4 protein-coding genes and 1 pseudogene are annotated in these 8,342 nt (G+C 44.8%); 1 reads left to right on the plus strand and 4 read right to left on the minus strand.

Translation table 11 applies throughout. The features are described from left to right. On the plus strand, nt 1–589 hold a 589-nt coding region (locus tag E0E16_RS10580; RefSeq protein WP_165444203.1), incomplete at its 5' end, for a transposase. A 171-nt stretch (nt 590–760) separates the two neighbouring features. On the opposite strand, the gene E0E16_RS10585 is transcribed toward E0E16_RS10580, so the two are convergent. The 4 genes and pseudogenes from E0E16_RS10585 to E0E16_RS14670 all read right to left on the minus strand — a co-directional run. Next, nucleotides 761–3,652, minus strand: a complete 2,892-nt coding sequence (locus tag E0E16_RS10585; RefSeq protein WP_130830280.1) for a triple tyrosine motif-containing protein — start codon at nt 3,650–3,652, stop codon at nt 761–763. Between the two features lie 3 nt (nt 3,653–3,655). Beyond that, a complete protein-coding gene (locus tag E0E16_RS10590; RefSeq protein ID WP_130830281.1) occupies nt 3,656–4,066 on the minus strand; it encodes a hypothetical protein in 411 nt (136 codons plus the stop codon). A gap of 1,507 nt (nt 4,067–5,573) precedes the next feature. Beyond that, nucleotides 5,574–8,132: an alpha-glucan family phosphorylase gene (glgP, locus tag E0E16_RS10595; RefSeq protein WP_130830282.1), complete on the minus strand. Its 2,559-nt coding sequence runs from the start codon at nt 8,130–8,132 to the stop codon at nt 5,574–5,576. Between the two features lie 110 nt (nt 8,133–8,242). Continuing rightward, a pseudogene (locus E0E16_RS14670) lies at nt 8,243–8,341 on the minus strand (IS30 family transposase); the annotation flags it as partial. Nucleotide 8,342: the final 1 nt, after the last annotated feature.

Raw genomic sequence — 8,342 nt, forward strand, 5'->3', positions numbered from 1 at the left:
GGACGGTCACAAGATCTACTCCCTTCATGAGCCGGACGTGTTGTGCATCAGCAAGGGGAAGGACCACAAGAAATACGAGTTCGGCAATAAAGTCTCCCTTGTCAGACTGTGGAATGGTCTCATTGTCGGTGCATTATCTTTCCGCAATGAATACGACGGTCATACGATAGACAAGGCAATGGAGCAGGTCGGCAGGGTCTATGGCAGGAAAATCAAAAGACTCGCTGGGGACAGAGGGTATCGCGGGCAGGAAACGTGCGGAGAGACGAACATCATGATACCCGGCGTTCCCAAGGCAAGCGACTCGCCACACACGAAAAAGAAAAAACAAATGTTCTTCCGCAAGAGAGCAGGAATAGAGCCTGTCATAGGGCACTGCAAGGCAGATCATCGATTGGGGAGGAACTTCTACAAGGGTCTCTTGGGTGATGCCATCAACGTGATGCTCGCTGCGGCTGCATTCAACTTCAAAAGAGCCATGCGGCTTCTTTTGTGCCTTATTCGAACTATGATAAAATGGAGTATTCAAGGAGTGGATTCCAACTTTAACGAAACAAAGGTGTTATCCAATACCTTTTGCTGGTTGTAAGTCGAGTTCTTGAGGGACGACTATATAATTGAATAATTACAATGGTGTTCATTAGAAAAAAGGACTAAAATAGGCTCTAATGCCCGATTTGGGTTTAAGATTGGTTTGTGAAAATGTGTCATTCTTTCGTTCACGATTAGAGCAGGGGGTTGTCATGAGGAGACTTCCCCGCTAAGGCTCCTTTTCCAGGTCTTGGATAAAGACAGTCAGGTTGTCGCCACTCTCCAACTCCAACTTCTTGCGAAGTCGGTATCTGGCGGTCTCAATGCTGCGCACCGAAGTGTTGAGGAGCGAGGCCATCTCTTTCGAAGAAAGCCCCATCTTGAGGTAAGCACAGAGCTTCAGGTCGTTCTTCTTTAAAGTAGGATATCGGGAGGTGAGCTTTTGCATGAAATTGTCATAGACGAGATTAAAGTTCTCTTGAAATTTCTCCCAGTTGTCATCATCAGCCATGTTTCCTTTTATCCCGCGACGAATATCATTGATTTTCTTGGTCAGACTCGATTTTGTATCTTCCCCTCTCACGCTTTCCGAGAGTGCTGCCATCTGTTCGTCAATGGCTTTCAGCATGTCGTTTTTTCGCACGAGATTCATCGTTGAATCCGCCAATTCTCCCGATTTATGTTTTAGCTCCACTGTCAGCTGTTCGTTGCGAAGTTCCACGAGTTCTTTCTCCTTTTTCTCCTCTTGGATTAGAAATTGTGCTCGCTGTTCTTTCAGTTGCCGTTCTTTTTCCTCTTTCAATCTTGCCAATTTCTGCTCGGAACGCCTTTGCATATAACGATACAAATAGTACAGACAGAATACTGCCAATAATAGATAGATGAAATATGCCGCCGGGGTCTCATACCAAGCCGGCAACACTCTCAAATTCATGCTTAGCTCGCTCACCTGTCCCGTAACTTGATTGGTGGCCTTGACGCGGAAAGTGTAATGCCCTTTCTTCAATTGGGTGTATTCTTTCGAGGTGGAAGTTTGTGGCGCAGACCATTTCTCATCGTAGCCCTCAAGTTTACAAACATAACTTACCGCCCTGTCATCTCTGTATTCCGGCATGACAAACTCCATTCTTATGGAATTAAGCGAATGGGGCAGAGCAATTTCCTTTTCTCGAAGTCCGGGGTAATGAGCATAGAGCAAGGTGTCTTTTCCTTCCGTTCCCCATACGGCGCGCAGGAAGAAATGTTTTTCACCCTCATTGCCCTTGTAATCATCGTTCATTACATAAAACCCATTGTCATAATTAAGTAGTGTGTGTGCTGACGTGAGTGCGCTGATGTGCCCGAAATTCACTTGCAACCTTCGCACCAAATTTCCAAAAGCCAATCGTTTGACGGCATATCCCCTGCGAGTGGGTCGTGCTACGGCAAGATAGTTGTCTTTGTAAGCCCAGAGTTTTCCATCCGGTAGTTCCGTTATTCTTAGTGCCTGTCCATAGGTGTTGAAGACATGGTTCATCTTCTCTGCTTTCTCAAGCTTTCCACTATGGGCGTTGTAATATCTGAAACCATCAACGGATGTAATGTATATTCTGCCACCGAACTTCGCAACGAGGTTGTTATCGTCTGTCGGAAGCCCATTTCCCCGATAAAAATGCTGTATTTTCTCAATGCGTCGTAAGTCATCGGACAACCAAAAATGATAAATGCCTTTGCGCCAATGGCTGAACCAAAAGCTTCCATCGGCATCTTCTTCAAACCCTGCCCCCGTTTCGGAAAATCCTGTTACCCGATTAACCAGTTCCACTCCCGCGTCCGTTTGCCTTAAAATGAAAAAGCCCTGATAATCGTTCGCGAGAATGTAGCCCGGATGTCTTTTCAATGCCATGAGATTCCATGTGCCTTGCGTGCCTTTCACCTTCACGACTTTGTCTCCACTGACCGTGAAAGTGCCGGCATCGGCTCCACAAAACAGTCGATTTCCGATTTTTTTCAAACACCATATCTGCCCCGTAAGTTGAGGAATGGGAATGGGCTTGCTCTCGGCAGTAATGTCGCTCAAAGCCGATGACATATAGAATAATCCCAGATTGGTGCCGAGATAGAGCCGGTTGCCATCCACGATGGAAGCGTACCCGGTGCCAACGTTGTTATTGTACCCCAATAAATCGGAGAACGGGGTTTCCATCATGACATACGAGATACCATTGTCGAGTCCCAACCAGATATTGAGATTACGATCGAATTTTATCGATAAAATCGTGTTGTTTTGAAGTCCGGTCAGTGCGTTGGCATACCAGTTCTTCCCGGTTATGATGTTCTTTACGATAAGACCATCCTTCACCGTTCCGAAGGCTAAGTGTGTCGGAGTGGCAGTGGCGCAAAACACTTGTGCGGTTTGCAGGTGCGGAGTGATATCTAAAACAAATGGCGACAACGACTTCCAGTCATAAAGATACAATCCATTGTTGGCAGTTACGAACAGGATTTGATGAAAAAGTGGCAGAATGGCTCTTACCGACTTGCCTCTTAAGGTTTTCGCTGATGGCAGGATGGTGAGCTGCTTACCATCGAAGACGTAATTCTGCTCGCGACAAGACACGATGAGCCGGTCATTGAAGACGGCTGTGGTCTCAATTCTGAAGGGGACGGACTGAATCTTCATGACACCATCATTGCGAAAGAAGTATAAGCAGTGCTTCGACTCGAACACCACTCCGCTTCTTAACTTGTGAATATTCCATATTTCTCCGAAGGAGCGATGATGCAAGGGAAGTCGTGAGGAAATGGAATGATAAATAGGCGAGAAATTGGTGTTGTTTCGATAAAAAAAACCGAATTCATCGGTACCACCCACGTATGCTACGCATTTTTTCTTATCGTACAGCACCGATCGTACGCTGGTGAAGTTGGAAAGAGGGAAGATGTCCCATTTGTCTCCATCGAAGAGTAGCAAACCATCATCATTGGCAAACAGCATCCTGTCGTCCGGTGCTTGATCGATTGCCCAGTTCTGTCTGCCACCGAGATAGTTGATACTATTAAAGTTTCTCACCATCGGTACTTGTCCTCTCATGGGAAGTACAAGCCACAAACAAGCAAATAGGAATATCTTAAATTTCATTTGTCAAGTATTAATGAGTTTCTCAGCCTCATCGATGTGTTTTGGGGCTGTTGTATTAGGGTTCTTGTTGGCAAGCTCTTGCCATTTCGTGCTGATATATATGTTTTCAGGTTTCAGCAAACCGGTAGCGATTTTTCTCCAAGTCGCACTATTTCCTCTATTATGTGTGAGATAATGGTAAGAGAAATAGCTGTTGACCATACAAAAGTACAAAGAAATTCCGATAATACGTTCTATATGATAGTTTTTTTTATTACCGACAGATTTCTTGATGATATTTGCCGGCCGGAAAATGATAAAGCGGCTAAAGGGCATTATGATGTCTGCAAAATAATTTGCGCTAATAATCTTTGCGTCAAAGAAAAAATTGTTACCTTTGTTTTGTAAACGGAATAATGACATTGAGTTTGTCAATCTGATGAATTTGGAGTGAAAATGATATATAAGCGAATGATTTGCAAAAGCTGAGATTTTGCGCAAGGTGTTTCATTAAAATCATTGGAAAATCTCAAAAAGAACAGAGATTTCTTATGAAAAATGCACCTAACGAGCGTAAAACGACTTTGTTCAATAAGATGTTTTGTGGGAATTGTTCCCATTCAAGACGATATTTTGTTGTTTCTCATCTCTGTAGATTTAGCAAAAAGCAACGGTTTCATCGGTGTTTTTAGCTTTTAAAGCTTTATAATTGAAACAAGCCCTTGAATAGTTGGAAGAAAACGTATAAAGAAAAAGAAAATTATAACAGTGCATTGAGAAAACGATGGTTTGTGTAAAAATGAGCGTAAGAGGACAGGCTAAATCAGGAAAATGAGCAAGAGAAGTTTGGGAAACACATGTAAATAAGGAGATTTTTGTGAAAAAGTGAGTTTTTTGTGAGTTATAAAATTTGATGGGTAATGTTTTTAGCTCTATCTTTGCATCACCAACACAAAAATCATATTAGCACAGAAAGATAAAGTTGAAGGTTTTTAATAGTTATGTTATTTGAGTTATATTATTAGTCGTTAATGTCGGCCTCCTGTGAAAGACGCCGACATTCTTTTTTTTAAACTAAGCCGAGCAATGGAAATCAAGACCGGCGCAAAGCAGGGAACATATATGAGAGCAATGTTTCAACATTACGCAATGAATGGATGGCATACTCTCTGCGACTGGCAGGGCTAAACTGACTCTTTCGAATACATTTTCCTTCTTCGGAATCATTACAGCCAATGTAGAAGATAACCCGGAGATATGGGAAAAGTTCGATAATGTCCTGAATTTTCTTCATTCGTTTATCCAAAGCTTAGCTTTTGCTCCGTAAAAGGTAAGCTTTTGCAATGCAAAAGGTCATGAATCGGGGCGCAAAAGGCAAGCTTTTAAATCACAATTAATATCGTCTTGATTATCAACAGATTACGAATCGTGTCGCGAGCGTGGTTTTTGTAATGTAATTTCGTGATGCCGGGCGGGTCGAATGTTCGCTGTCAAGCGTCTGTTTGGCATCACCTGAATACGAATTGGAGGCATAAGGAGGCATGTGTTATCCGACATTGGAACAGAATACGTCCGGTCTCATGATTTGACACGACTTTGCGTGGAAATAACAACATCATTCAGGAAACCATTGGGAAGCGACAAAGGATTTTCCATGGTCATGCAACATCGGGAAATCCTGATGAATTGATGAGAAAAACATGAAAGAGGATGATTGAAAAAGCATCAATCGGGAAAGCCTTTTCAGTAAGTGTAAAACGTCTCTATAGAGGTGTCAAGTACGTCTCTATAGAGGCGTTAAGCATGTCTCTATAGAGGCGTAACACACGTCTCTATAGAGACGTTGAACACAGCTCTATAGAGACGTGTGACGGGGTTGTTCGTCGTGAAAAAAAGACATAAAAACATCAGGATGTTTGCTTTTTCACACTCTCTCGGTTTATCAGCCGAGCCACTTCACGTAAGCGAAGTCCTGACGATGAGGCAAGAGGTCTGACTTCGGATACATGCGCACGGCACACTTGTAGGCACCGGCTTCGTCCGGTGTGAATTCGAGACGGAAGGTGTAGAGGTTGCCCTCGTTCTTTACGAGCGTAAACGGTAGAACCTTATGAATATTGGTATCGTTGGCGGGATTGTTGTCCAAGACAACGAGTTCCAAGCCTACGGCATCTTGCAATCCCTTTTCATCGATGGTGCAGGTAAGGGTTTTTACTTCTCCGGTAACACCGTTGTGCAGTATGCCAATGTCGCCATCTACGACACTGATGCCGTCCCAACGTTCCGCGACGGTTTCTTTCCATCCGGCTATATCCTTTGCGAGCTTATTGTTGTCGGCGTGTAAACGTTGCGAACGCTCGGCAAGTTTCTCGTAGAACTTAGCGTAATAATCGTCCAATTGACGCTTCATGGTGTAATGTGGTGCAATGGTTGCGATGGAATTCTTCACCACCTTTACCCAATCGGCAGAATAATCTTTTCCTTCAGTCTTGTTAAAGTAGAGTGGGATGATTTCGTTTTCCAACAAGCTGTAGATGGTGGCAGCGTCCAATTGGTCTTGATAAGCTTGGTTTTGGTATGTACGTTCTTGCGGAAGCGCCCAACCAGCGCCCTCGCGATAACCTTCCACCCACCATCCGTCGAGGACAGAGAGATTGACAACACCGTTAAGCTCAGCCTTCTCGCCAGATGTTCCACTGGCTTCGAGCGGGCGAGTCGGCGTGTTCATCCAGATATCTACACCCGAAACAAGACGACGCGCCAGCTGCATGTCGTAATCTTCGAGGAAGATAATCTTGCCAAGGAACTGCGGCATGCGTGAAATCTCAAATATGCGCTTGATCAATCCTTGACCGGCACCGTCTGCCGGGTGAGCCTTTCCTGAGAAGAAGAAGAGCACCGGACGGTCGGGGTTGTTGACAATCCTATCGAGCCGGTCGAGGTCGGTGAAGAGAAGATGCGCCCGCTTGTAAGTCGCAAAACGGCGGCAGAAGCCTATCATCAGCGCATTGGGGTTGATTTTCTCAAGTATTGAGACAATCTTCGCAGGGTCGCCTTGGTTGCGGAGCCATTGTTGGGTGAACTTATCGCGGATATATTTGATGAGCTTGTTCTTCAAGGCCATACGTGTGTTCCAGATTTCCTCGTCCGAAACATTATAGATGGCATGCCAGATTTCCTCATTACTCTGATCGCACATGAAACTCTTGTCGAAATATTTATCATACACCTTGCGCCATTCGGTCGCCGTCCATGTAGGCAAGTGAACACCGTTGGTGACATAACCCACACTGTTTTCCTCAGGGAAATACCCCTTCCACAGCGGAGCGAACATCTTCTGGCTCACCCAACCATGAAGTTTCGACACGCCGTTGATTTCCTGCGATGTGTTGCACGCGAACGTACTCATGCAGAAACGCTCACTGTGATCGTCGGGATTGGTGCGCCCCATGCCGATAAACTCATCCCAAGAGATGCCCAACTTGGCAGGATATGCGCCCATGTATTTGCCGAAAAGCTCCTCATCGAAGTAGTCGTGTCCTGCCGGAACCGGTGTATGAACGGTGTAGATCGAAGAAGCACGAACCAACTCCATTGCCTGATTGAAGGTAAGTCCCTCTTCTATGTAATCGCATAAACGCTGAAGGTTACAGAGCGCCGCATGACCCTCGTTACAGTGATAGACATCTTTCTTGATTCCGAGCTTCTTCAGTGTGAGCATGCCACCGATACCGAGAAGAATCTCCTGCTTGATGCGGTTCTCCCAGTCGCCGCCGTAAAGGGCATGAGTGATTGACTTGTCGAACTCGGAGTTCATGTCGTGGTCAGTGTCGAGCAAATAGAGCTTGATGCGCCCCACGTTTGCCACCCACACTAACGCATGCACGTGATAATTGCTATATGGAACATCAACCACCACCTGATTGCCATCCTTGTCGAGGACGCGTTCGATGGGCAGTGAGTTGAAATTCTGTGCATCGTATTTAGCCAGCTGCTGACCATCCATCGACAGACTCTGACGGAAATATCCGAAACGGTACAAGAATCCTACCGCGCAAAGGTCAACATTGGAGTCGGAAGCCTCCTTCAAATAATCGCCGGCGAGCATTCCCAGACCGCCGGAATATATCTTGAGCACTTGATTGAGACCATATTCCATGGAGAAATAAGCCACCGATGGGCGTTGCGTATTTGGCTTGACGCTCATATAGTCAGTAAACATCTTGTAAACATCGTTCACCTTCTTCATCAGCGTCTTGTCCTTAACGATGGCCTGTTTGCGATCGTAACTCAAACGTTCGAGCAACAACACCGGATTATGTCCTACTTCTTCGTAGAGAGTCTCGTCCAAACTCTTAAACATGTTCCTTGCCTCATAGTTCCAGCCCCACCACATGTTGTGAGCAAGTTCGTCGAGACAGCTAAGTTCCTTGGGAAGACTTGACTTCACATTCAACTCAATCCAATTTGGCTCATTTGAATAGTCAGATTTAATTTTCATAATTTTCCCTATTGATTTTATGATTATGTTTTTGTTTTGTGTTATCTTGAAAATATCCTTATCAATGTTCAGAAAGAGCGACTCCGCAGAGTCAACCAGCAAGTGCAAAATTATAAAACGTATTTGAAGAATTCACACTTTGGAGTAGAAAAGTTTAATTTTTCTCTCGGTCTTTCGTTCAATTTCTTTTGTATCGACATAATTCTCTTG

Source organism: Prevotella rectalis (assembly GCF_900607215.1).
GTDB classification, from domain to species: domain Bacteria; phylum Bacteroidota; class Bacteroidia; order Bacteroidales; family Bacteroidaceae; genus Prevotella; species Prevotella brunnea.

Excerpts from the sequence above, each read along its gene's own strand:
- E0E16_RS10585 (WP_130830280.1), bottom strand. The coding sequence starts at position 3,652 with ATGAAATTTAAGATATTCCTATTTGCTTGTTTGTGGCTTGTACTTCCC.
- glgP (WP_130830282.1), bottom strand. The coding sequence starts at position 8,132 with ATGAAAATTAAATCTGACTATTCAAATGAGCCAAATTGGATTGAGTTG.